Source organism: Mesorhizobium sophorae, from assembly GCF_002270415.1.
Lineage (GTDB): Bacteria > Pseudomonadota > Alphaproteobacteria > Rhizobiales > Rhizobiaceae > Mesorhizobium > Mesorhizobium sophorae.
The window spans coordinates 431,224-454,013 of record NZ_NNRI01000007.1 but is presented as its reverse complement, the minus strand read 5'-3'; the positions used below and the strand labels follow the sequence as shown (position 1 = coordinate 454,013).

Here is a 22,790-nt window from a genome sequence, read left to right as displayed (position 1 = left end):
ACTGGAGCCTGCCATGCCATCGACGATCAGAACAACTACGCTGCCTTCCGGCGAAGCCGTTCAGGTGCTTGGTCAGGGCACGTGGAAAATGGGCGAGGATATCCGTCGCCGCGCCGATGAGGTCAACGCCCTCAAGCTCGGCCTCGACCTTGGCATCACGCTCATCGATACCGCCGAAATGTATGCCAGCGGCGGTGCCGAGGAGGTAGTCGCCGAGGCCATCGCCGGGCGCCGCGACGAAACGTTCCTGGTTTCGAAAGTGCTGCCGTCAAACGCTTCGCGCGCCGGCGTGCAGCGCGCCTGCGAAAACAGCCTGAAGCGCCTGCGCACCGACCGCATCGATCTCTATCTGCTACATTGGCCGGGCAGCGTGCCGCTGGCCGAAACCGTCGCGGCCTTCGAGGCGCTGAAAGCGGCGGGCAAGATCCGCCACTGGGGCGTCAGCAACTTCGACACCGACGAGATGGAAGAACTGGTCGGCTTGCCCGACGGCGGCAACGTCCAGACCAACCAGGTGCTCTACAATCTGGTCCGGCGCGGCCTCGAATTCGATCTGGCGGCCTGGAGCCGCCAGCGCGGCATCCCCTTGATGGCCTACTCACCGGTCGAGCAGGGCGCGCTGGCGCGCAATACCAGGCTTGGCGCCGTCGCGGCCCGCCACGATGCGACCCCGGCGCAGATTGCCTTGGCCTGGGTCATGCACCAGGAGGGTGTCATCGCCATTCCGAAGGCCAGCAGCCAGCAGCATGTCCGCCAGAATTTTGCAGCGCTCGACATCGAGCTGACGACGCAGGACATCGCCGAACTCGACCGCGCCTTTCCGCCTCCGACCCGCAAGCGCGGTCTGGAGATGATTTGACTACTTTCCCGCCAGCACCTTCAGCCGATACAGCGCCTCAAGCGCCTCGCGTGGCGTCATCTCGTCGGGGTTGATGTCGCCGAGTGCGGCGCCCAGAGCATCGTTCTTGACCGGCTTCGGCGCTTCGCGCTTCACCGCCACCGAAAACAGCGGCAGGTCGTCCACCAGACGGTTGGTCTTGCCCGAAACCTCGCCCTCTTCGAGCTGGTGCAGCACTTCCTTGGCCCGGTCGACCACCGCTTCCGGCAATCCGGCCAGCCGTGCCACCTGCACGCCATAGGAGCGGTCGGCGGCACCCTTGCCGACTTCGTGCAGGAAGACGACGTCGTTTTCCCATTCCTTGACCCGCATGGTGACGTTGTGCAGCCGCGCCAGCTTGCCCGCCAGCGAGGTCATTTCGTGGAAATGGGTGGCGAAGATCGCCCGGCAGCGGTTCTTCTCGTGCAGGTATTCCACCGCCGCCCAGGCGATTGACAGGCCGTCGAAAGTGGCCGTGCCGCGGCCGATCTCGTCGAGGATTACCAGCGCACGCTCGCCGGCCTGGTTGAGGATCGCCGCCGTCTCGACCATCTCGACCATGAAGGTCGAGCGGCCGCGCGCCAGATCGTCCGAGGCGCCGACACGCGAGAACAGCCGGTCGACGACGCCGATATGAGCCGATGCCGCCGGCACGAACGAGCCGGTTTGCGCCAGGATGGCGATCAGCGCGTTCTGCCGCAGGAACGTCGACTTGCCGCCCATGTTGGGGCCGGTCAAAAGCCAGATCGCGCCATTCTTTGCGCTGCCCTCCGGCGACAGGTCGCAATCATTGGCGACGAACGGCCCTTCGCCGGAGCGCCGCAGCGCCTGCTCGACCACCGGATGCCGGCCGCCCGAAATTTCGAAGGCAAGGCTCGAATCCACCACCGGCCGGCACCAGGCTTCGCTTTCGGACAACAGCGCGAGCGCCGCCGACACGTCGAGCACGGCGAGTGCATCGGCGCCGGCGCGGATCTTTTCGGCCTCGCCGACCGCTTCCACCGTCAGCGCCTCGAAGGCTGCAAGCTCGATGCCGAGCGCCCGGTCGGCGGCATTGGCGATCTTGGTCTCCAGTTCGGCGAGTTCGGTCGTCGTGAACCGCATGGCATTGGCCATGGTCTGGCGATGGATGAAGCGCGCCTTGGCGCCGTCGCTGCCGGTCATCACCGCATGATGGTTGGCGGTCACTTCGATGTAATAGCCAAGCACATTGTTGTGCCGGATCTTCAGCGAGCGGATGCCGGTCTCGTCGATCAGCGAGCGCTCCAGCCCGGCAATGACTTTTCGCGATTCGTCGCGCAGCGCCCGCATCTCGTCGAGCTCGGCGTGGTAGCCGCCGCGAACGAAGCCGCCGTCACGCTTGAGCAGCGGCAGTTCATCGCCAAGCGCCTGCGTCAGGTGCTGGGAAAGCGCCCTGGGCAACGCCTGGATGGCGCCCAGAGCCGCCGTGAGTTCCTGAGGCAGGGCGGTCTCGCCGAAGATCCCGGCGATCGCACCGGCCGCTTCGAAACCGGCGCGCAGCGCGCCGAGGTCGCGCGGGCCGCCACGGTTCAGCGCCAGCCGGGACAGAGCGCGCGGCATGTCGGCGACGCTCTTCAGGCTTGCCCGCACCGCCTGGCAGAGTCGCGTTTCGGAACGGAAGAAGGACACCGAGTCCAGCCTGGCGCCGATCGCCGCCGGATCGGTCAACGGCGCCATCAGCCGGTCGGCCAGCAGCCTTGCGCCGCCTCCGGTCACCGTGCGGTCGATCGCCTTGAACAGCGAACCTTCGCGGCTGCCGGACAGCGTGCGCAGCAGTTCCAGATTGCCGCGCGTCGCCGGATCGATGAACAGCGTCGAGCCCTGCTCCTCGCGCTCCGGCCGCGACAGCGGCGGACGCTCGGCCTTCTGCGTCTTCTCGACATAGGCGATGGCGCCCGAGATCGCCGACAATTCGGCGCGCGAAAACGCCCCAAAACTGTCCGGCGTCGCCACGTCGAAGAAACGGGCGATGCGCCCCGTGGCCGAGGCCGAATCGAACAGCGAGGGCGGCTGCGGGTTGGCGACGCGGCCGAGCAAGTCGAACACCGGTTTCAGTTCGGCATCGTAGAACACCGGCTCGGCAACGATCAGCTCGCGCGGATCGACGCGGAAGATGTCGGCGAGCAGCCGATCGGCGGTGGTCTCGGCGACGCGGAAAGCCCCGGTCGAAATGTCGATCCAGGCCAAGGCAAAGGAGTGGTCCGCCCCACCTTTTACCCGTCCCAACGCCATCAGGAAGCTCGATTCCGACGGTGCCAGCAATTTGTCCTCGGTGATGGTGCCCGGCGTCACCAGCCGCACCACGTCGCGGCGTACCACCGATTTGCCGCCGCGTTTCTTGGCTTCGGCCGGATCCTCGATCTGCTCGCAGACGGCGACGCGAAAACCCTGACCGATCAGCTTCTGCAGATAGTCGTCGGCGGCATGCACCGGCACGCCGCACATCGGGATGTCGTGGCCCTGGTGTTTGCCGCGCTTGGTCAGGACGATGCCCAGCGCCCGGCTCGCCTTCTCGGCGTCGTCGAAGAACAGCTCGTAGAAATCGCCCATGCGGTAGAACAGCAGCGAATCCGGGTTCGCCGCCTTGATCTCGATGAACTGCTCCATCATCGGCGTGACGGCGGCAGCGGCTGTCGGCAGGGGCGCCATCGCCTCGGGGGCGTCCGGCTCGTTCGGGCTATGCATGTTCATGCGCGGCACGCTAGCAGATGTGGTCGCGCGGTTTAATGCCGGCGCCTCGAAAAACAGGGGACGACTGACACGGCCAGATGCCCGCAATCGCCAGCACCAGCGCGATTCCCGAACACTGGCGGTTTACACGCGGCGGTGCGTGGTCTTAATTCGGAACCTCACAAAGCACCCGCCCTAACGAGGTGCTGCACCGGCGAGGAAATCAAAAGCATCATGGCCAAAAAAACCGAGAACAACGGTCCGTCCGTCAGTGCGCAGGAAGCGCTCGAATTCCACGCCATGGGCCGCCCCGGCAAGCTGGAGGTTGTCGCCACCAAGCCGATGGCGACGCAGCGCGATCTGAGCCTCGCCTATTCGCCGGGCGTCGCGGTTCCTGTTTTGGCCATCGCCGAGGACCCCAGCCGCGCCTTCGACTACACGACGCGCGGCAACATGGTCGCCGTCATCTCCAACGGCACCGCCATCCTTGGCCTCGGCAATCTCGGCGCGTTGGCCTCCAAGCCGGTCATGGAAGGCAAGGCGGTGCTGTTCAAGCGCTTCGCCGATGTCGATTCCATCGACCTCGAGGTCGACACCGAGGACGCCGACGAGTTCATCAATTGCGTGCGCTTCCTCGGCCCCTCCTTCGGCGGCATCAACCTTGAAGACATCAAGGCGCCGGAGTGCTTCATCATCGAGCAGCGGCTGCGCGAGCTGATGGACATCCCGGTCTTCCATGACGACCAGCACGGCACCGCCATCATCTCGGCCGCCGGCCTGATCAACGCATTGGAGGTCACCGGCCGCGACATGAAGACGACGAAGATGGTCTGCAACGGCGCCGGTGCCGCCGGCATCGCCTGCATCGAGCTGATGAAGGCGATGGGCTTTGCGCCTGACAACATCACTTTGTGCGACACCAAGGGCGTGGTCTTCCAGGGTCGCACCGAAGGCATGAACCAGTGGAAGTCGGGACATGCGGTCAAGACCGAGGCGCGCAGCCTCGCCGAGGCGCTCGACGGTGCCGACGTCTTCCTCGGTCTCTCCGCCAAGGGCGCGCTGACCACCGCCATGGTGCAGTCGATGGCCAAGAACCCGATCATCTTCGCCATGGCCAATCCCGACCCGGAAATCACGCCGGAGGAAGTCGCCGAGATCCGCACCGATGCCATCATGGCGACCGGGCGTTCGGACTATCCGAACCAGGTCAACAACGTGCTCGGCTTCCCCTACATCTTCCGTGGCGCGCTGGATGTGCGGGCCACCACCATCAACGACGACATGAAGATCGCCGCCGCCCAGGCGCTGGCAGCGCTGGCGCGCCAGGACGTGCCCGACGACGTCGCCGCCGCCTATCAGGGCAACCGGCCGAAATTCGGTCCCAACTACATCATCCCGGTGCCGTTCGACCCACGCCTGATCTCGGCCATTCCGATCGCGGTTGCCAAGGCGGCGATGGATTCCGGCGTCGCCCGCAAGCCGATCCTCGATCTCGACCGCTACGCGCAGGAGCTGTCCGCCCGCCGCGACCCGATCGCCTCGACCTTGCAGCGCATCTATGACCGCGTGCGCCGCCAGCCCAAGCGCATCGTCTTCGCCGAGGGCGAGGAGGAGCAGGTGATGCGCGCCGCCGTCTCCTACGTGAACCAGCGGCTCGGCACCGCCATCCTGCTCGGCCGCGACGACGTCATCAAGGAAAACGCCAAGCACGCCGGCATCGACCTCAACAAGCAGGGCATCGAGATCATCAATGCCCGGCTGTCGCGCCGCAACGGCATCTACACCGACTATCTCTACGAGCGCATGCAGCGCAAAGGCTTCCTGTTTCGCGACTGCCAGCGGCTGATCAACAACGACCGCAATCACTTCGCCGCCTGCATGGTGGCGCTGGGCGATGCCGACGGCATCGTCACGGGTGTAACCCGCAACTATTCGACGGCACTCGACGATATCCGCCGCGTCATCGACGCCAAGCCCGGCCACCGCGTCATCGGCGTCTCGATCGTGTTGGCGCGGGGCAGGACCGTGCTGGTCGCCGACACTGCCGTGCACGACATGCCGAACGCCGAGCAGATCGCCGACATCGCCGAGGAGGCGGCAGGCTTTGCCCGCCGCATGGGCTACGAGCCGAGGCTCGCCATGCTCGCCTATTCGACTTTCGGCCATCCGCAGGGCGAACGCTCCGAACGAGTCCAGGAGGCGGTGCGCATCCTCGACAAGCGCCGCGTCGATTTCGAATATGACGGCGAAATGGCCGCCGACGTCGCGCTCAATTCCCGCGCTATGGCGCAGTATCCGTTCATCCGCCTCACCGGCCCGGCCAACGTGCTGATCATGCCGGCCTTCCACTCGGCCTCGATCTCGACCAAGATGCTGCAGGAGCTCGGCGGCTCCACCGTCATCGGCCCGCTGCTGGTCGGGCTGAACAAGCCGGTTCAGATCGTGTCGCTGAATGCCAAGGATAGCGATATCGTCAACATGGCGGCGATCGCGGCGTATACTGCGGGGGCTTGAGGAACGGTCCGCGCGCAAAAGCACGGTTCAGGCTGTTATATCACTGAGGGATTCGTTTGACTCACAAAGACACAGCGGAAGATGGCGGGGCGAGCGCTTGCGGCAGCTCTAACCGATCAGCAATAGCCGCTTGCGTCAGCGGCACCGGCCGTGCATCCACGGCGTTGCCGAGGATTTCATAAGCAACCCCTGAAGCTTGAACCCGTCTTCTGGTTAAAACCTCGCGCGCGATTGCGAGAGCCAACTCCACACTGTTCTGTTGCTCAGAATCGCGAGAAAGAGCACGAAGTAAAAATGACACCGGTACCAAGTCTGACGCAAGCAATGTCTGTACAGTGGCTGGTTTGTTTGCGACGGTCTTCCCCTCAAGGATATTCAACATTGCAATGCTCGCAGCGATATCAGAGTTATCCCCGATCGCGTCATGGAATACGCTTTCTGGTAGCTCTCTGTGTTCGGCACTTCTGTACTGAGTACGATAAAGCGTCGCTATCAGTGGTAATAGATCACGAAGCTCTGGATTGGCGTCAAGGATGCTCACGAGAGTTCTAAAATACGAAGGAGACCTAGAGCAGTTTCTGGATAATCACGGTTAGGCATCGTAGCCGGCGTGGGCGAACAGGTTTTCGCATTCTTTGGGGTGGAAACGATCGATGGCGACGGCCACGGCGTCCCATAATTCCGGGATGGACCGGGCTGCTGCCTTTCGCAGTAAAGCCTTCAGCTTGGCGAAGGCCATCTCAATGGGGTTAAAGTCCGGGGAGTAGGGCGGAAGATAGCGAAGGGAAGCCCCCGCAGCCTCGATGATTTCGCGGACACCGACCACTTTATGAGCAGGCAGGTTGTCCATCACGACGACATCGTCGGGTTGAAGCGTCGGCACGAGGACGCGGCGCAAGTAGACCAGGAATGCTTCGCCATCCATGGCGCCGTCCAGGAGCCAGGGCGCGACGATCCCGTCGAGGCGCAGGCCGGCCGTGAAGGTCGTGGATTTCCAGTGCCCATGAGGAACAGCCGCCCGGCAACGCTGTCCACGCGCAGAGCGGCCTCGTAGCCGGGCCATCTTGGTATTGAGGCCACTTTCGTCGATGAAGATCAGGCGGCTCGGATCGAGATCGAGTTGGCCTTCGAACCACTCTTCCCGCGCTGCCAAAACATCCGGTCGCTGCTGTTCGGCCGCGTGCGCTGTCTTTTTTTGTACGTGATGCCACGCTTTGCGAAGAACGCATGGACCGTCGTCAGGCTGGCTTTGACCCCGCGCTCTGCCGCAAGGCGATCGACGATCTCGGCAAGCGTGATGTCCCGCTCATCGGTCTCGACCAAGGCGAGAATGAAAGTCTCGTGCGCGTCCAGCTTCGATACCTTCGGCTTGCCCTGCCGCCCAGGTTCCAGATTGCCGCTCGAACGCCAGGCCCGATACCATGCACCAGACGTCGATATCCCGATGGCAAACCGCCGTGCCGCTTCTCGGGTCGACAGGCCTGCCTCTATCGCCTCGATAACACGCGTCCGCAAATCCAGGCTGTAAGCTCGTGCCATGCCGCTGCTCCTTCCGCAAATCACTTCGATCAGGGAATCAGAACAAGCCGTTCACTGCAAACAAACGACTCCGATTAAGGGAAAACCGCTCTAGGAAAAGAAAATTGTCTAATAGGCAAGATTTGACGCAATCGTTCTACTAGCAATCCTCGATCCTTTGCGGTTGGCCAAGCGGTGACAAGCGCGAGAGCGAACCAACCCAGTGTCGGTGTTGGGGCATCGCCTTTGTCCAACGATGCCCCAATCAGCCACGCGTTGGCCCTTTCATCTAAGGGTATGCGAGTCCTGGACATATAGAACAAAAGTGTGTTCAAAGCCCAAATGCTAGTTGGCAAACGCTCGACTAGATCGAGCAGCTCGGGAAGTGCACTAACGTGCCCTTTTTCAATCCTACGGCCGGTAGGCGGAGGTGCGCCCTGCGTCACAAATGTGCTGGGGATTCCGCCCGCGCCTCTGGTTGGAACTAGCTCCTGCTGCGTGATGCCATTCGATTCCCATCGAGCTTCCGCCGCCTCCCACGCCGAAGTGTCTCCATGCATCCCAGTATGGAGTTCTTTGCTCCGAGCTCGAAGAGCTTCAACATCATCTACGTTTACCAATAGAGCTCGAAGAACCCACGGCAATCTCAGATTTTTGGCTTGCTCAAGTAAGCCTAACTCATCTATCTCATCAAGAAAGGATCTCGCAGCGGCGATCGTCGGCTCTTGACTGAAATTGGACGCAGCCCTTGCGACATGCCAAATAGGTAGTGCCTCATCAGGAACTTGCTGGATCGAAACTGATGAGGTCAAACCGAAGTAAGAAAAAGAGATATCTGTGGGTTTTCCTTCCGTGTTATGAAGAGAGCAATATTTCTGCCGCGGTGTCAAACCGCAAATAAGCAATTCTGAGGGTGTATCCCGATCTTCCGAATAGTCTGCTTCCAGTGATCCCAGCCAAGTCATTGCTTCCGCAGGTGAAGATTGCCAAAGAGAGATTCGTATTTTACTAATAATCGCATAAGAGTTGGGGATAGAGGAGATATCGTCGAATATCTCCAAAATTTCACTTGGGGTTGTAGGCCAAAAGGTCGCAAGCAGTTCTAATGGCCAATGAAAGTCCTGCCCATGATCGTCCTTGATCATGGCGCTAAGTAAACGTAGGGCCGACTGGCGACTAACTCTGTCGCCGCTGTTGATCGCTTCAACAAAAAATGGCTCCAGCATCTCTCTATTGCTCAAATCTAGAGCGCGCGCGAGTGGCCAAATCACGCCCCGATCAGGCACCGACAACAATTTTATAGCTCGGATGACAAGCTTTTTGCGGTAAATTGGGAGACTCGAAGCGGTTCCGTCCGTGAGGAGTTGAAGAGCTAAGCGTGCTCCAATTTTTACGATTCGGTCGTCTGGAGACCGATCCCCTGCATCCAAGCTGTCCAATAGCGCAATGATTGGCTCGCGAAGCGCCTCGTGCGTATTCGAAGCATATATTTTGCTGCATGCAATTTTGAAAACGTGGAGCCAATGCGCTCGACCAGCGATTTCATAGAGCCGATCTTTTATGCTACCTTCGGGGCTTGTTGTCAGACGAGCAGCGGCCATGAACTCTTGAAGCGACCGCACGTCAAAGGCGACTTGGCCATCGACTTGGCAACGGAGAAAGACTAAGCGATTTGTCGCGAGATCAACAATGTCGTGGGTTAGATTCCGAAGATCGTCTTCGAAGCCGTCTCGACGAAGGTGATCCATGACCAGGGCAGAGAACTCGGTAATAGTAAAAAACGCGTTGGCTCCCCCGGCTCCTTCTGAACGGAGATGTAATAGATAGCCCGCGTCATAGTGGATACGATCGATCTGCGACCGAAATTTTCCTATGGTATGACCGTTTCGGCCGCCTTTGGCAATTTCGCGATCTCGAAGAGTCTCATAATGTCGGTAAAATAAAGTCCAGCGATCTTTAGGTATATTGTTGTGGGTAGAAACAAGTTGAAACAATAGCATAACCTGCAGAGGGCTTGTCATTAACGGCGCTGTCGCCTCTTCGTTGGCAGCGTCAGAGAGTATCGACATTATTTCATCGCGGCGAGTCTCCTCGCTAACCAGTATTGGTGCGGCTCGAGAGGCGAGTCTTAGCGCATCCGACGTGTCAAGTGGCTCAAGATTCCAGTGTTCCCATAGCTTACGAGAAAGTTCATCCTGATAACCTTGCGGTCGACTCGTGGCGAGAATTAGGCTGTCAGCGTTTTCTTCATGAAGCGCATCCAGAAGTTCCTCGATCGCTATAATTACCTGGGATCTGTTTCCACTATGTGGAACCTCATCCAGCCCATCCAGAATGATAACTGTAGGTATCGCCTTCACCCAATGACGAAGCATGGCGCTGGTGACATCAACTTCGCTAGCCTTTTCCACCTGCCTGGCGAGATAAGCTAAAATGGAGAGGCTCGAGTCGGCCCTGTGCGCCTCGCTTAGTGCGTCAGCATACCGCGGCAATTCGACGTGGAACGGATAACGAAGAGGTCCGTCAAGCGGAATGCTTTCAGCTGTAGCGCGTTTGAGGATAGCTACGGTGGCCGAATTTATTTCTGGAGTCTGAGCGTTGCGGGTCTCTCGCAAAAGCCTTGCTCGACAAAGTTGCGCCAAGAACTGTCCAATTGTGGATTTGCCTTGACCGGGGCCGCCGAGCAGAACAATTCGATTAGGCAAAACGGATTTACGACGAGGCTTCTTTTCTTCGTTGCGATCGCATTCTTCTTGATACCACGATTGCGGATCAAATTTGTCGAAGGAACGTCGCATAAGATTTGCCAATATACGCGGGTGTGTGTGTACTACGAGATTCTCAATCTCAAGGTCGTCATCGTCTGTTAACTCTCTTTCATCGTCCTGATCAACGTGATTGACATCAACGTAACCAAAATCTATTGAAAAATTATTCAACGGCTGCTGATCTATAGGCAAGTCAATGAAAACTTCGTCAAGCGATACGGTTCGCCCGACCGCTTGGCCGATATCGCGCGTCTTGATCTCTCGGGCCTGACGAAGGCTGCTGCGAAGGTACTTGGGAAGAACGTCTCCATGTTGATCGTTGAGACGGTGCAAGACCGCTGCAAGCACGTCGCCGGGCTGAACCCAAAAGTCAAAAAGCGTCCTTACGCTTTGGTGGACGTCGAGCAATGTGCTCAATGTGTCAGCATGCCATAGATGAATGCCCTTTATTCCGAGCTTTGTTGCCCAGCTTTGCAAATGCTCGGTGACCCTGTCGACGCCTCCTTTCCCTTTGCCAGAGGAATTGGAAGAGTTAGCACTCAAACGCACATTAGAAGCAAAGACATAATAATCCGGAAGCGGTAATGCTCGTTTTGGGTCTGCAAACTTTGACATCTCTTGATTGATCTGATTGATCAGCCATGAGGCGTTCTTAGCGGGTGTCTCAGATATCTCGTGATATTTTGCTTGAAAGACAACATAGCCTTGCCAACCGTCATCTGCGATTTTGCAATGTCCTGTGTAGGTTGCTTCGCGGGCACCGTCCTTGCCATTGCCATAAATCTGAATGCGCCCCCCGACTATGGCTGCAGCCAAAGCTTGGACAAATCGCTCAAAGGATTGTGTGGAGAATCGTGAGAAGTCGTAGGCCATTGAAGGCATATAGCATTTTGGAGCTGGATAAGCTTATCCTTTTCGTGCCCGAGACCGCAGGTGGTTTCCTTGGCCCTGAAATCGCGCCGATTCGTACGGGCGGTGAATAGATCAGAACGGCACACTAGGTATGCGTCATGGGGCCCATAACGACAGGCCCCCGCAAGGCGTCACAAGCCGCCCAGCCGAGCCGTGCAACCGGCTGACGACATTACTCTTCGAGCTAGGCTTTCGACGCTGGCAAAGCTGTAGGCAGTGCCGCTTACCCGCCCGAGAATACCATGGGCGTCGTCGCTTTCTTCAATAAGACATTAATAATATTCGCCTGTTATAGGAGGTGGTGTCGACCTGCCGCAACGGCATCTCGGCTGGGAACGACCCGCCATTGGGGGTGCGGCCATGAAGCAAGATACAGTTCCTGCGTCCGTGGTCGGCCATCACCACGACGAGCGCCTGGACGCGCTGCTCAGCATCACCGGCCGCATGGACGGCTATCTCTACCGCTGCCGCAATGACGCGTCCTACACCATGCTCTATATCAGCGACGGCATTTTCACCGTCAGCGGTTACCGGCCGAGCGACTTCATCCACAACACGGTGCGCGACTATGTCTCGGCCATCCACCCGGATGACCTCGCCGCCGTCTATGCCGCGGTCGACGAAGCGTTGGCGGCGCGACGCAACTGGAACGTTGACTACCGCATCGTGCCGGCCGTCGGCGAACCGCTCTGGGTCCGCGAGATCGGCGGCGGTGTCTGGGACGACGCCGGCGAACTCGAATTCCTCGAAGGCTTCGTCGTCGACATCAGCGACCGTAAGGTTGTCGAGGACCTCAATGCCCGACTGCTGCTAGACCTGAAGACCGCCAACGAGGAGCTATCGGCGCAGAAGCGCGAGATCGAGCTGGCGAAACAGCAGAGCGACCATTCGGCCAACCACGATCTGTTGACCGACCTGCCCAACCGGCGCGCCTTTCACGATGAGCTGAAGTCGGTGGTCGCCCGCTGCGGCGCCACCGGCGAGGCGGCCGGCCTGCTGTTCATCGACCTCGACCGGTTCAAGGAGGTCAATGACACGCTCGGCCACGAGGCCGGCGATGCGCTTCTGCAGCGTGTATCGAGCCAGCTTCGCTCGATCCTGCGCCGCGCCGATTTCGTCGCCCGGCTTGGCGGTGACGAGTTCGCCTTCCTGTTCTCGGGCGACACCGATCTGGCCCGTCAGAAAGCCGTGCGCGTCGCCGAACGCATCCTGGAAAGGTTGCGGATCAGGGTTCCCACGCCGAATGGCGCGATCCAGGTCGGCTGCACCGTCGGTGTGGCCATGTATCCGGCGGAAGCCGCCGGTTCCGAAGCGCTGATCGCACTCGCCGACCGGCTGATGTACATCGGAAAAAAGGGCGGCCGCGACCGGTTGGTCACTGCCGATGCGCTGGAGCCGCAGCAGCCATTGCCCCGTCACCGTCGGACCGCGTAGCCGCGCCATCGAGCCGCAGACCCGGCTTCAATCGGGCGCGAACACGCGCGCGGCTTCGACGACCTCCTCGACCTGATCCTGCCGCAGCAGGTCGATCGGAATGCGTCGGTCGAGCTGTGCCGAGGGGCGTGTCAGCCACAGCCATGCCAGCCTGGGATTGCCGATCAGGGAGAGCACGTCGCGGAGGCCCGCGACCGGCCTGCCGTCAACGAACTGTGCCAGCGGGAAGACATGCTTGCGGCCGCCCTTGCGCAGGGCAATGACCTCACCCCGCCTTTGCCAGCGATGCAGGGTCGAGCGGGCGATGCGCAGGTTCTCTTCCAGATAGGTCGATCCGGCGACGCGGCCGGCCCAGTCCTCGATCAGCATCGATTCAAGGTCGTCGGCGCGCGGGGAAACAGGTCCATCGATATCCGCCGGGGATGCCGGCGGCAGCCTCGTTGCGCCGCCTGTGCCCGCCTCGCTGCGGCGCGCGGCTTCCGCCGCCAGCGCGCGCACGAATTTCGATGCAAGGCCAGGAAGGTCGGCATGGATGGCGTCGATGGCACGCTGATGCTTCGGCGACAGCAAGGTGACAGCGGAAGCTATGCTGCCGGCGATCTTGCCGACCGAGACCATGGTGGGTCTGTTGATGGCCTCGTCATAGTGGGCAAGCGCACGTTCGACGTCCTCCGCGACCATCTCCGCGAAGTCGTCCTGCTTGATGCTGGTTGTCTGGGTTTGAAATCTGTTCATGCATCTGTCTTCCGGGCCGCGCGCTCTCCTCCCCACAGCCGCGGCCGATTGTTGAATGGCTAGAGCGGAAAGCGGAAATCGCGGCGGCAACAGATGCAGCGGCCCGACAGCATGCTGTCTTGCATTTTTTGACACCTCAACTGGCTGCGGGCGCCCCGAAATGTCAGTCCCAGGTAGCCTCGATTGCGTGTAGGAGCGATGTATGACAGCCGCGCGACGGTTTTTCCCTTCTCCCCCTGGGGGAGAAGGTGGATTGGCGCGCAGCGCCAAGACGGTTGAGGGGTGCTGGACGGAGTGCCGTCGGTGCCAAGCTGGAACACCCCTCATCCGACCGAGCTTCGCTCGGCCACCTTCTCCCGCAAGGGGAGAAGGGAGAGCCTGTCGCTACAGCAATCCCACCTGCTCAGCCTCGCGGCGCAGGTTCTGGCGCGGGCGTGGGCCGATCTGCTGGATCACCAATCCGGCCGCCAGCGAGCCAAGATCGCCGCAGGCCTTGAGGTCGCGGCCTTGTGTGTAGCCGTGCAGGAAACCGGCGGCATAGAGGTCGCCGGCGCCTGTCGTGTCGACCAGTTCCTTGATCGCGGTCGCCTGGATGAGCACGGTCTCGTCGCCGCGCACGATGACCGAGCCTTTTTCCGAGCGGGTCACGGCGGCGATCCGGCAATCCTTGCGAATCTGCGCCAGCGCCTCGTCGAACGACGATGTCTGGTAGAGCGACTTGATCTCGTGGCTGTTGGCAAAGACGATGTCGACGGTGCCCGAGCGCATCAGTTCGAGGAACTCGTCGCGGTAGCGGTCGACGCAGAACGAATCCGAGAGTGTCATGGACACTTCGCGGCCTGCCGTATGCGCCAGCTTCGCCGTCTGCCGGATCGCTTCCTTGGCCCGCGGCGGGTCCCACAGATAACCCTCGAAATAGGTGACCTTGGCGCCGGAAGCCTTGTCCGCCTCGACATCCTCCGGCCCGAGTTCGATGGCGGCGCCGAGATAGGTGTTCATCGAGCGCTCGCCGTCGGGAGTGACGAAGATCATCGAGCGCGCCGTCGGCGGCTCGCCCTTGAGCGGCTTGGTGTCGAAGGCGACGCCCTGCGCGTGGATGTCATGCGCGTAGATTTGGCCCAGCGCATCGTTCGAAACCTTGCCGAAGAAGGCGACGCGGCCACCGAAGCTGGCGACGCCGGCCGCCGTGTTGCCGGCGCTGCCGCCGGACGCCTCGATCGCCGGGCCCATGCGGCTGTAGAGCAGTTCGGCGCGCCGGGTGTCGATGAGGTTCATCGCGCCCTTGATGATGCCGTTGGTCTCGAGGAATTCCTCGTCGCACTGGGCGATGATGTCGACAATGGCATTGCCGATGCAAAGCACGTCATAATCCGGCATCAATGTCTCCGCCAAAAACCCGAGCCGGCTTCTTGCCATGCCCGGGCGGGTCTACAGCAAGACTCCGAAAATTGGCAACCGATTTTCTGTCGTGCCGGCGTGGCGGCGATGACCATTCCCTTGTGGAGCAAGGCGCGGAGCCGCGGTTCTTGCAAATCATGGTGCGCATCCGCGACGAGGCGCTATGACAATTCGACCGTGGCCGAAGCATTTCATCGCGGCGCCGCTTACAAGCCTGGCGCAGCGATCATTTTTCTAAGGCGAGCCAGCCCCCATGCCTACAAGTAACAGGCCTACAAAGAACGATATGACCACCGACCTGGCGCTGCTCGCCGTGCTGGCGGTGCTTTGGGGCGCCTCCTATACCTTCATCAAGATCGGCGTCGAGACGATCCCGCCGGTCACCTTCATTGCCGCCCGCACACTGATCGCGGGTGGTATCCTGTTCGCCATCATCCGCTGGCGCGGGCTTGCCATGCCGGGCGATGCCGCAAGCTGGCGCCGCTTCGCCTTCCAGGCATGCCTCAACAGCGTCGTGCCGTTCACGCTGATCGCAGCCGCCGAGCGCTCGGTTGACGCCGGTCTCGCCACCATCCTCAACGCGACCTCGCCGATCTTCACCTTCCTGCTGACCGCGCTCATTACCCGCCACGAGCCGGTCACGTTTCGCAAACTGATTGGTGTCGGCGCCGGCATTGCCGGCATCTGCCTCATCATCGGCACCGAGGCGCTGGGTGGTCTCGGTCATGAGCTCTGGGCGCAACTGGCAATCGTCGCGGCGACGATCTGCTACGCCGGTGCGGCTATCTTCGGCCGTGGCTTCAAGGGCCTCGACCCGATGCTGCCCGCTGCCGGTTCGATGCTGTGCGGCGCCATCATCCTGCTGCCGCTCAGCCTGATGGTCGACCAGCCCTGGACGCTCACGCCATCGACGGCGTCGATCCTGGCCTTGCTCGGCCTATCGGTGTTTTCGACCGCGCTGGCCTTCGTCATCTATTTCCGCCTCATCCACACGCTGGGCTCGGTCGGCACCACCTCGCAAGCCTATCTGCGCGTGCCGATCGGCGTCGGCATCGGCGCCGTCTTCCTCGGCGAAAGCCTCGGCCCGACGGCATGGCTGGGAATGGGTTTTGTCGTCGCAGGCGTCGCAGCCATGACCATCCCGGTTCGAAAGCCGGCGCTCGCGCGATAGGCAGGGCAATCGCTTCGAAGATAGTCTCCGACTTGTGGCGAAATACGGGGAGAGGATGCCGGCAGGCAGGTGAGGGGCAGCGCCCACCTCCGGAAGGGGAGTGGGGCGAGTTCGAAACCTGAAACGATTGCCACGGCCCGAAAGCGATCCGCGCTTGTGGCGGGCGGGCGCGCCGCCTATCTCCGGACGATCCGTTCGACGTGAGGTTGGAAGCACCGTGATCTCTGACGCCGCCCGAGCCGCCGCCGGCCAGTTGTTCTCGCCTGAATTCCGTTCGGTGTTCATCAAGACGCTCGGGCTGACCTTGTTGGCGTTGGTGGCCTTGTGGTTCGGCATCACCAGCCTCGTCGAGTGGCTGGCCCTGCCGTGGCTCCAAACGCTGTTGCCCGGCATGCCGTCCTGGGCCGGCTGGCTGGGCGGCGTTGTCGCCGCCATCGTCCTTGCCTTCGGCATGGCGTTGCTGATCGCGCCGGTCACGGCGATTGTCGCCGGCCTGTTCCTCGACGACATCGCGGAAGTCGTCGAACGCACCGACTATCCCGGCGACCCGGCCGGACGCGCCATGCCGGCGCTGCGCTCGCTGGTTTTGTCAGCCAGGTTCTTGGGCGTAGTCGTCTTCGGCAACATCATCGCCCTGCTGCTCCTTCTGGTGCCGGGCGTCAACATTGCCGCCTTCTTCATCGTCAACGGCTATCTGCTCGGGCGTGAGTTCTTCGAATTCGCCGCCATGCGCTTTCGCCCGGAAGAAGAGGCCAGGGCCTTGCGCAGGCACTATGCCGGCACGGTGTTCCTCGCCGGGCTGGTCATATCAGCCTTCCTCGCCGTGCCGCTGCTCAACCTGGGGACGCCGCTTTTTGCCGCCGCCATGATGGTGCATCTGCACAAGGCGATTAGCGGACGGGAAGCGGCTCGCGTCTCGCGGGGGTGAGCTCTGTTCAGCGCAACAGGAATCCACGCCCCAACTCATCATCGGCTTCGACGATGAATTCTGCTCGCCCGGAATAATAGGCGCGGCCGCCGACGCGGGCGATGATTGCTTCGTGCAGGCCAGCCGTCGCCGTCCGCACCACGGCCCCGGAAAAGCGCGAGCCGGCGATGCTTTCGAATGTGCGCGTCTGCCCGATGTCGATCTCGCCCTTGGCATGCATGGCCGCCAGCCGGGCGGTGACGCCGGAGCCGGTCGGCGAGCGGTCGACCTCGGCCTCGGCAAAGACGCAGACGTTCTTGGTCACGTCGCCGGAAAACGCGTCGCGGCCATCGGTCAGGATGGTGCCATAAAGGAAGGCAAGGTCGGCATGGTCGGGATGCGACAGCGGCAGCTCGGCCTTGAGCCTGTTGGTCAGCGCGGTCGCCGCATCGACGAAATCGCGCACCCGGTCGCGGCCGAACTCCAGCCCGAACTGGTGACAGTCGGCCAGCGCGTAGAAAGCGCCGCCATAGGCGATGTCGAAGCCGATCATGCCATAGCCTTGCAGCTCGATCGCCTGGTTCCGTGCGAACAGGAATGCCGGGACGCTTTCGAACGAGACAGCACCGGCCTTGCCATCCCTGACCTCCACCGAAGCGACGACCAGCCCGCACGGTGCCTCGATGTTTACGGTCGTCACCGGCTCGCGTTTCGTCACCAGCCCTTCGTCGACGGCGTAGCGGCCGAGTGCGACGATGGCGTGGCCGCACATGGTCGAATAGCCTTCATTGTGCATGAACAGCACGGCGAGGTCGGCGCCGGGCAGATCCGGCTCGACCAGCAAGGCGCCATACATGTCATAATGGCCGCGCGGCTCGAACATCAAAATCTTGCGCAAATGATCGAGATGGTCGCGCACATAGGCGCGCTTTTCCAGGATGGTGCCATTCGGGATATCCGGGTAGCCGCCGGTAACGATCCTGAGCGGCTCGCCGCCCGTATGCATGTCGACGACAGTCAGCGTCATGCGACAGGCCTCTTAATCTGGGGATTTGCCAAACAAGGCCTGCAATTTGCCGAACGGCATGGCGGCGCGGGTGAAGCCGAACGTGCCGTCCTGCTGGATCTCGCGTGCCGCCGTTTCCAACATGCCATAGGCGAAATTGGTCAACCACGGCCCGAGCGAAATGCGCTTTACGCCAGCCATGGCGAGATCGGCGACGGTGAAGCCGGGCCTCGCCATGACGTTGACCGGCTTGCTGACCGCCGAGCAGATCGTGCGCACCATCTCTATTTCGCCGATGCCTGGCGCATAGAGCACATCGGCGCCGGCCTTCTCGAAGGCCTGCAGCCGCTTGATGGTGTCGTCGAGATCGGACCTGCCCCACAGGAAGTTCTCGGCCCGCGCGGTGAAGACGAAATCACGCTTCAACGCCCGCGCCGCCTCCACGGCGGCCGCGACGCGCTCGACGGCGTGCGAGAAATCATAGATCGGCTTGTCCGGATCGCCGGTGTGGTCCTCGATCGAGCAGCCGGCAAGGCCGGCCGCTTCGGCCGCGAAAATGGTTTCGGCGGCGCGTTCGGCGCTGTCGCCCTTGCCTCTCTCGAGATCGGCCGAGACCGGCAGGCTGGTCGCCGCCGTCACGTCGCGGCAATGATGGATCATCGCTTCGAAGGTCACGGCGCCGTCCGGCAGGCCGCGCGAAAAGGCAAAGCCGGCGCTGGTCGTCGCCAGCGCCTTGAAGCCGAAAGAATCCAGCAGCTTCGTCGTGCCGACATCCCAGGGATTGGGTATGACGAAGGTCGAGGCATGCAGGTCACGAAAGATCTTGCCCTTGTCCATGGTAATTCCCCCCATCATGTGCGGCGTGGCGGAGAGGATTTTATCCTGCCCTCACTGGCCGGGCAAACGAATGCCATTGGTTCAGAAGCGTTTGGCATTCTCTCCTGCCAATTTTTCCAGCGCGTCGGAATCCTTGGCGTAGTGCGAGGCCGTGGTGTCCCAGTGATAGGTGACGGAAATGTCCTGCGACGCGGCCGCGGGCGGCGTGTCATCGCAGCTTTCACCGTTCGGCACCGTGGCATCGGTCACCGTCACCTTGATGGCGGCAAAAGGCCGGTCGTCGGCGATGGCCTGGAAGGCCACGTCCTGCTTGCGGCTGTAGCTGCACAGGTTTTCATCGAACGTATAGATCATGTCGATCAGTTCGAACTTGTCGCCGCGAACCATGATCAGCGGCGTGGCCACATAGTTCTGGTTCGAATTGAAATGCGCGCTCATGGTGATGAGGATGTCATCGTTGGCGCTGACGGAAAGCTTGCCTGGTTCGCGGAAATAGGTGCCACGGTCGACCGCGACATTGACGGCGTCGAGCAGCTTTGGCTTGGCCGAAGTGTCGTACAGCGCCAGCACCGCATAGCCTTCGGCACTGTCGGGAGAATCACCGAGGTCGAACAGCATAGTCAGCCGGTCCTTGCCTCCAGCCTTGACGGCCAGCACCGCGGCATTTGAAAAGCCCGATGTCTCGGGCGGCGAACCGCCGCTGTCAGGTCCCTCGATGTGGCGCATGTCGATCGGCAGCCCACCCTTGTAGAAGCCGTCCTTGTCCACGGCGAGATCGGGGATGACCATCCTCGCCAGGTCGAGATAGGTGACGTCCTGGTGGCCGGGCAGCGCGCTGCCGAGTTCCGGGAAGCTGACGGCTTGCGCGCCGGCGGCTGTCCAGAGAAATGGCAGCAGCGTCAAGGCGAGGATGAAGCGAAGCAGGTTCGTTGTCATAGGCGCGCCTTGGTCTGTCGGGCGCGCGGAACGTAGCATAGCGGTCCGGGACGTCCAATCCGTCCGTCAAACCCGGCGGATCGGTGGCCGGCAGGTCAGTGGATCGGCACCAGCCCGGCCAGCTCGCGCATGTCGTTGAACAGGATGCCGCCGGCCTGGATCAGGCCGTCGCGGTCGGAATAGGGGTCGCCATGATAGGAAAACACCCGCATGCCGGCGGCAATGCCGGCTTGCGTGCCGGCGACGCTGTCCTCGATGACGACGCAGTCGGCGGGCGCGAAGCCCATCGTCTTGGCCGCATGCAGGAACAGGTCGGGGAATGGCTTGCCGCGCCCGACCATCGTCGAGCTGAACATCGCGTGTTCGAACAGCGGCAACAGCCCGGTCTGGCCAAGTGTGATGTGCATCTTCGACACCCTGGCCGAGGTGGCGACGCAATAGGCGATGCCAGCTGAGCGCACGGCTTCGACAAACTCGCGGACGTAAGGGATCGCCTCGACCCCGTGGGCGAACAGGTCCGGCAGGCCGGCATTCCAGCGGTCGACGAAATCGGCGCCGAGGCGGACGCTGGTCTCCTCTTCAATCTGTTTTTGCACCGACGCCATGCTGCGGCCGGAGAAATGCTTGCGGCAATATTCGAAGCTCGTCGGATAGCCGGCGGTAACAAGCCATTCGGCGAGGCGTCGATTGGCGAGGTTCTCTGTATCGACCAGGATCCCGTCGCAGTCGAAGATGACGAGTTTTGGCAGTTCGGGCATCAGGCGGTGCCGGTCGATCCGAACCCGCCTGAGCCACGCGCCGTGCCGCCAGCCAGGCTGCGCTCTTCCACGGCCGCCTGCGTCACCGCCGCGAACACGATCTGGGCGATGCGCATGCCGCGCGTCACCGCGAAATCCTCGTCACCGAGATTGATCAGCAGCACCTTCACCTCGCCGCGATAGTCGCTGTCGATGGTGCCGGGCGTGTTGAGGACGGTAAGACCATGTTTGAAAGCAAGGCCGGAGCGTGGCCGGACCTGGCCTTCCATGCCTTCGGGAATTTCCAGGATCAGCCCGGTCGGCACCAGAGCGCGTTTTCCAGGCAGGATCAGCAGCGGCCGGTCGTCGGGCACCGCCGCGCGCAGATCCATACCGGCCGCGCCGGGGCTTTCATAGGCGGGGAGGGGAAGTCCGTCACCATGCGGCAACCTGACGAAGCCGACGGTCGGACCGATGACGGAGGGATTTTGAAGGGCTGCGCGCATAAAATCGATCCTATCGGCGCGAACGGCGATTCAGTCAACTCAGGTCTAGCGCTATCAACGGCTTTCTTTCGGGCATCACTGTGACAAGAGCTAGCGCAGTTCCATTGGAACCACGGTGGTCTCCTTGATCTCCTCCATCACGAAGGAGGCCGAAACGTCCGACAGCGCCACCTTGGCGATAAGCCGCTGGTAAAGCCGGTCATAGGCCTTCACGTCGGCGACCCGGGCGCGCAACACGTAGTCGAGGTCGCCCGACATGCGATAGACGCCGGTGATCTCGGGAAAGCCGGTCACCGCCGCCCGGAACTTCTGCAGCCAGTCCGGGTCGTGGTTGGACGTGCGGATCAGGACGAACACCGAGAGGCCAAGCCCGAGCTTTTCGGCATCGACCAGCGCCACGCGGCCGGTGATGATGCCATCCTCCTCAAGTCGCTTCACCCGGCGCCAGCAGGCATTGCGCGACAAGGCCACCCGTTCCGACAGCTGGTCGACCGACAGCGTGCCGTCGCGTTGCAGTTCGGTCAGCAATTTACGGTCGATTTCGTCGATTTCCGGTGCCATGTGGGATGTTTGTCCCACGGAGCGGCCAAATACAAGGACATTTTGAGACCAATGAACCGGCGAAGCGTGTCATGATACTCATATCAGGAACACCAAGCGCTGAAAGGGGAACAGCATGTCGCTCGCAACGATCTTCACCTCTCATCCGGCCAAGGTCGGTGAAACCTATTTCGGCCATATGGCCTTTGCCGCCTGGTTCTCGTCGCGGTTGCTGATGGCGGCGGGTGCCGCGCTCGTTCACGCTTTCTTGCCATTTCTGTTCGAGACTACCGCCAGCCGAATCGTCCGCGAGCTTTACGAGCGGACGCACAACAGAGGCTCGCACGGGACCAAGGAGCCAACGGCTCTCATGGATCGTGCCTAGGGGACGACAGAAGCGATGTGCCGGTGGGCGGCCTATCTCGGTGAAGCGGTTTTTCTCGAAGACATCCTCACGGCGCCCTGTCACTCGCTGATTGCCCAGAGCCATTGTGCCCAGGAAGCGAAATCGCCGACCAATGGCGATGGCTTTGGCCTTGCCTGGTATGGCGACCGGCCGGAGCCCGGTCTCTACCGCGACATCCTGCCGGCCTGGTCCGACCCCAATCTGAAGAGCCTGTGCCGGCAGATCAAGTCGGGCCTGTTCCTTGCCCATGTGCGGGCCTCGACCGGCGGCGCCACCAGCCGCATGAACTGCCATCCCTTCATTTCGGAGCGCTGGTCGTTCATGCACAACGGCCAGATCGGCGGCTTTGAAAAGATCCGCCGGACGCTGGAAAACTCGCTGTCCGATGCCGTCTTCGACCAACGCGAAGGCACCACCGATTCCGAATTGTTTTTCCTGCTGATGATCGACGAAGGATTGGCCACCGATCCGCAAGGCGCCGTCTCGCGCGCCACCAGCCGCGTGCTTGAAGCCTCGCGCCGGGCCGGCCTCCAGCCCGCGCTGAAACTCACCGCCGCCTTCTCCGACGGCCAGGCGCTGCACGCGGTGCGCTATGCCACCGACGCTCACGCCCCGACGCTTTACACCTCCGTTTTCCGCAAAGGCGGCGGCCGCTGCATTGTTTCCGAGCCGTTCGATCGCGAGGGCGGCGACTGGCAGGCGATCCCGCCATCGAGCTTCGTCACCATGACCAGGGATGGTATCGCCATCCGTCCCTTTGCACCGGCAGCCGCGAAGCTGGCGCTGGTCGGGTAGGCTTTCGGCTGTCCAGTTTTGCCGGCTTTCCAATTTTGCGGCAACCTCGCGTTCCTTCGCGCCCCCCTCTGTCCTGCCGGACATCTCCCCCACGGGTGGGGA

General features: G+C 61.8%; 19 protein-coding genes. 7 read left to right on the top strand and 12 right to left on the bottom strand.

The features are described 5' to 3' along the window. Positions 1-13: 13 nt before the first annotated feature. Complete coding sequence (locus CGZ66_RS06600; protein WP_095084294.1) at positions 14-859, top strand: aldo/keto reductase; 846 nt, start codon at positions 14-16, stop codon at positions 857-859. On the opposite strand, the gene mutS is transcribed toward CGZ66_RS06600, so the two are convergent. Further along, the gene (gene mutS, locus CGZ66_RS06595) at positions 860-3,589 is read right to left on the bottom strand and encodes a DNA mismatch repair protein MutS (RefSeq protein ID WP_095082729.1); all 2,730 of its coding nucleotides are present in this window, start codon (positions 3,587-3,589) and stop codon (positions 860-862) included. A gap of 213 nt (positions 3,590-3,802) precedes the next feature. Between mutS and CGZ66_RS06590 the strand changes: the two genes are divergently transcribed. After that, on the top strand, positions 3,803-6,082 hold the full coding sequence (locus CGZ66_RS06590; RefSeq protein WP_095082727.1) for an NADP-dependent malic enzyme: 2,280 nt from the start codon (positions 3,803-3,805) through the stop codon (positions 6,080-6,082). Between the two features lie 61 nt (positions 6,083-6,143). Here the strand turns inward: CGZ66_RS06590 and CGZ66_RS39005 are convergent, their stop codons facing one another. From CGZ66_RS39005 to CGZ66_RS39000, 3 genes are all read right to left on the bottom strand, one after another. Next, positions 6,144-6,623 carry a hypothetical protein gene (locus CGZ66_RS39005; protein ID WP_143748687.1) on the bottom strand — a complete coding sequence of 160 codons (480 nt, stop codon included), beginning with the start codon at positions 6,621-6,623 and terminating at the stop codon, positions 6,144-6,146. Between the two features lie 51 nt (positions 6,624-6,674). Continuing rightward, positions 6,675-7,621, bottom strand: a protein-coding gene (locus CGZ66_RS06585) for an IS630 family transposase (RefSeq protein WP_417568608.1) whose coding sequence is annotated in 2 segments (ribosomal slippage) — positions 6,675-7,277 and positions 7,280-7,621 — 945 coding nt in all. Because the reading frame shifts where the segments join, the coding sequence is not laid out codon by codon here. Between the two features lie 74 nt (positions 7,622-7,695). Beyond that, entirely contained in the window at positions 7,696-11,241 is a 3,546-nt protein-coding gene (locus CGZ66_RS39000; RefSeq protein ID WP_143748686.1) for an NACHT domain-containing protein, read from the bottom strand. Positions 11,242-11,640: 399 nt separating this feature from the next. On the opposite strand from CGZ66_RS39000, the gene CGZ66_RS06565 reads away from it, so the two are divergent. Beyond that, on the top strand, positions 11,641-12,714 hold the full coding sequence (locus tag CGZ66_RS06565; protein WP_095082719.1) for a sensor domain-containing diguanylate cyclase: 1,074 nt from the start codon (positions 11,641-11,643) through the stop codon (positions 12,712-12,714). A gap of 27 nt (positions 12,715-12,741) precedes the next feature. Here CGZ66_RS06565 and CGZ66_RS06560 read toward each other — a convergent pair whose 3' ends face one another. Both CGZ66_RS06560 and CGZ66_RS06555 read right to left on the bottom strand, forming a co-directional pair. Next, on the bottom strand, positions 12,742-13,449 hold the full coding sequence (locus CGZ66_RS06560) for an antitoxin Xre/MbcA/ParS-like domain-containing protein (RefSeq protein WP_095084293.1): 708 nt from the start codon (positions 13,447-13,449) through the stop codon (positions 12,742-12,744). Positions 13,450-13,833: 384 nt separating this feature from the next. Further along, on the bottom strand, positions 13,834-14,826 hold the full coding sequence (locus CGZ66_RS06555; protein ID WP_095084292.1) for an adenosine kinase: 993 nt from the start codon (positions 14,824-14,826) through the stop codon (positions 13,834-13,836). Positions 14,827-15,133: 307 nt separating this feature from the next. On the opposite strand from CGZ66_RS06555, the gene CGZ66_RS06550 reads away from it, so the two are divergent. Beyond that, entirely contained in the window at positions 15,134-16,018 is an 885-nt protein-coding gene (locus CGZ66_RS06550) for an EamA family transporter (RefSeq protein ID WP_167392019.1), read from the top strand. A 217-nt stretch (positions 16,019-16,235) separates the two neighbouring features. Next, positions 16,236-16,946, top strand: a complete 711-nt coding sequence (locus CGZ66_RS06545) for a sulfate transporter family protein (protein ID WP_095082714.1) — start codon at positions 16,236-16,238, stop codon at positions 16,944-16,946. 7 nt (positions 16,947-16,953) lie between these two features. Here the strand turns inward: CGZ66_RS06545 and CGZ66_RS06540 are convergent, their stop codons facing one another. From CGZ66_RS06540 to CGZ66_RS06515, 6 genes are all read right to left on the bottom strand, one after another. Beyond that, positions 16,954-17,952, bottom strand: a complete 999-nt coding sequence (locus CGZ66_RS06540; protein ID WP_095082712.1) for a proline racemase family protein — start codon at positions 17,950-17,952, stop codon at positions 16,954-16,956. Positions 17,953-17,964: 12 nt separating this feature from the next. Then, on the bottom strand, positions 17,965-18,768 hold the full coding sequence (locus CGZ66_RS06535; protein ID WP_095082710.1) for an isocitrate lyase/PEP mutase family protein: 804 nt from the start codon (positions 18,766-18,768) through the stop codon (positions 17,965-17,967). Between the two features lie 81 nt (positions 18,769-18,849). After that, positions 18,850-19,704 carry a hypothetical protein gene (locus tag CGZ66_RS06530; RefSeq protein ID WP_095082708.1) on the bottom strand — a complete coding sequence of 285 codons (855 nt, stop codon included), beginning with the start codon at positions 19,702-19,704 and terminating at the stop codon, positions 18,850-18,852. A gap of 95 nt (positions 19,705-19,799) precedes the next feature. Next, positions 19,800-20,462: an HAD family hydrolase gene (locus CGZ66_RS06525; RefSeq protein ID WP_095082706.1), complete on the bottom strand. Its 663-nt coding sequence runs from the start codon at positions 20,460-20,462 to the stop codon at positions 19,800-19,802. Then, the gene (gene dut, locus CGZ66_RS06520; RefSeq protein ID WP_095082704.1) at positions 20,462-20,947 is read right to left on the bottom strand and encodes a dUTP diphosphatase; all 486 of its coding nucleotides are present in this window, start codon (positions 20,945-20,947) and stop codon (positions 20,462-20,464) included. Before dut ends, CGZ66_RS06525 begins: the two co-directional genes overlap by 1 nt. Before the next feature lie 90 nt (positions 20,948-21,037). Then, entirely contained in the window at positions 21,038-21,508 is a 471-nt protein-coding gene (locus CGZ66_RS06515; protein WP_095082702.1) for an Lrp/AsnC family transcriptional regulator, read from the bottom strand. 115 nt (positions 21,509-21,623) lie between these two features. Between CGZ66_RS06515 and CGZ66_RS06510 the strand changes: the two genes are divergently transcribed. Both CGZ66_RS06510 and CGZ66_RS06505 read left to right on the top strand, forming a co-directional pair. Further along, the gene (locus tag CGZ66_RS06510) at positions 21,624-21,872 is read left to right on the top strand and encodes a DUF6356 family protein (RefSeq protein ID WP_095082700.1); all 249 of its coding nucleotides are present in this window, start codon (positions 21,624-21,626) and stop codon (positions 21,870-21,872) included. A 15-nt stretch (positions 21,873-21,887) separates the two neighbouring features. Then, positions 21,888-22,688 carry a class II glutamine amidotransferase gene (locus tag CGZ66_RS06505; RefSeq protein WP_095082698.1) on the top strand — a complete coding sequence of 267 codons (801 nt, stop codon included), beginning with the start codon at positions 21,888-21,890 and terminating at the stop codon, positions 22,686-22,688. The last annotated feature ends 102 nt before the right edge of the window (positions 22,689-22,790 follow it).

Coding starts and splice junctions, on each gene's coding strand:
- CGZ66_RS06600 (WP_095084294.1), top strand. CDS start 14: ATGCCATCGACGATCAGAACAACTACGCTGCCTTCCGGCGAAGCCGTT.
- mutS (WP_095082729.1), bottom strand. CDS start 3,589: ATGAACATGCATAGCCCGAACGAGCCGGACGCCCCCGAGGCGATGGCG.
- CGZ66_RS06590 (WP_095082727.1), top strand. CDS start 3,803: ATGGCCAAAAAAACCGAGAACAACGGTCCGTCCGTCAGTGCGCAGGAA.
- CGZ66_RS39000 (WP_143748686.1), bottom strand. CDS start 11,241: ATGGCCTACGACTTCTCACGATTCTCCACACAATCCTTTGAGCGATTT.
- CGZ66_RS06565 (WP_095082719.1), top strand. CDS start 11,641: ATGAAGCAAGATACAGTTCCTGCGTCCGTGGTCGGCCATCACCACGAC.
- CGZ66_RS06560 (WP_095084293.1), bottom strand. CDS start 13,449: ATGAACAGATTTCAAACCCAGACAACCAGCATCAAGCAGGACGACTTC.
- CGZ66_RS06555 (WP_095084292.1), bottom strand. CDS start 14,826: ATGCCGGATTATGACGTGCTTTGCATCGGCAATGCCATTGTCGACATC.
- CGZ66_RS06550 (WP_167392019.1), top strand. CDS start 15,134: ATGACCACCGACCTGGCGCTGCTCGCCGTGCTGGCGGTGCTTTGGGGC.
- CGZ66_RS06540 (WP_095082712.1), bottom strand. CDS start 17,952: ATGACGCTGACTGTCGTCGACATGCATACGGGCGGCGAGCCGCTCAGG.
- CGZ66_RS06535 (WP_095082710.1), bottom strand. CDS start 18,768: ATGGACAAGGGCAAGATCTTTCGTGACCTGCATGCCTCGACCTTCGTC.
- CGZ66_RS06530 (WP_095082708.1), bottom strand. CDS start 19,704: ATGACAACGAACCTGCTTCGCTTCATCCTCGCCTTGACGCTGCTGCCA.
- CGZ66_RS06525 (WP_095082706.1), bottom strand. CDS start 20,462: ATGCCCGAACTGCCAAAACTCGTCATCTTCGACTGCGACGGGATCCTG.
- dut (WP_095082704.1), bottom strand. CDS start 20,947: ATGCGCGCAGCCCTTCAAAATCCCTCCGTCATCGGTCCGACCGTCGGC.
- CGZ66_RS06515 (WP_095082702.1), bottom strand. CDS start 21,508: ATGGCACCGGAAATCGACGAAATCGACCGTAAATTGCTGACCGAACTG.
- CGZ66_RS06510 (WP_095082700.1), top strand. CDS start 21,624: ATGTCGCTCGCAACGATCTTCACCTCTCATCCGGCCAAGGTCGGTGAA.
- CGZ66_RS06505 (WP_095082698.1), top strand. CDS start 21,888: ATGTGCCGGTGGGCGGCCTATCTCGGTGAAGCGGTTTTTCTCGAAGAC.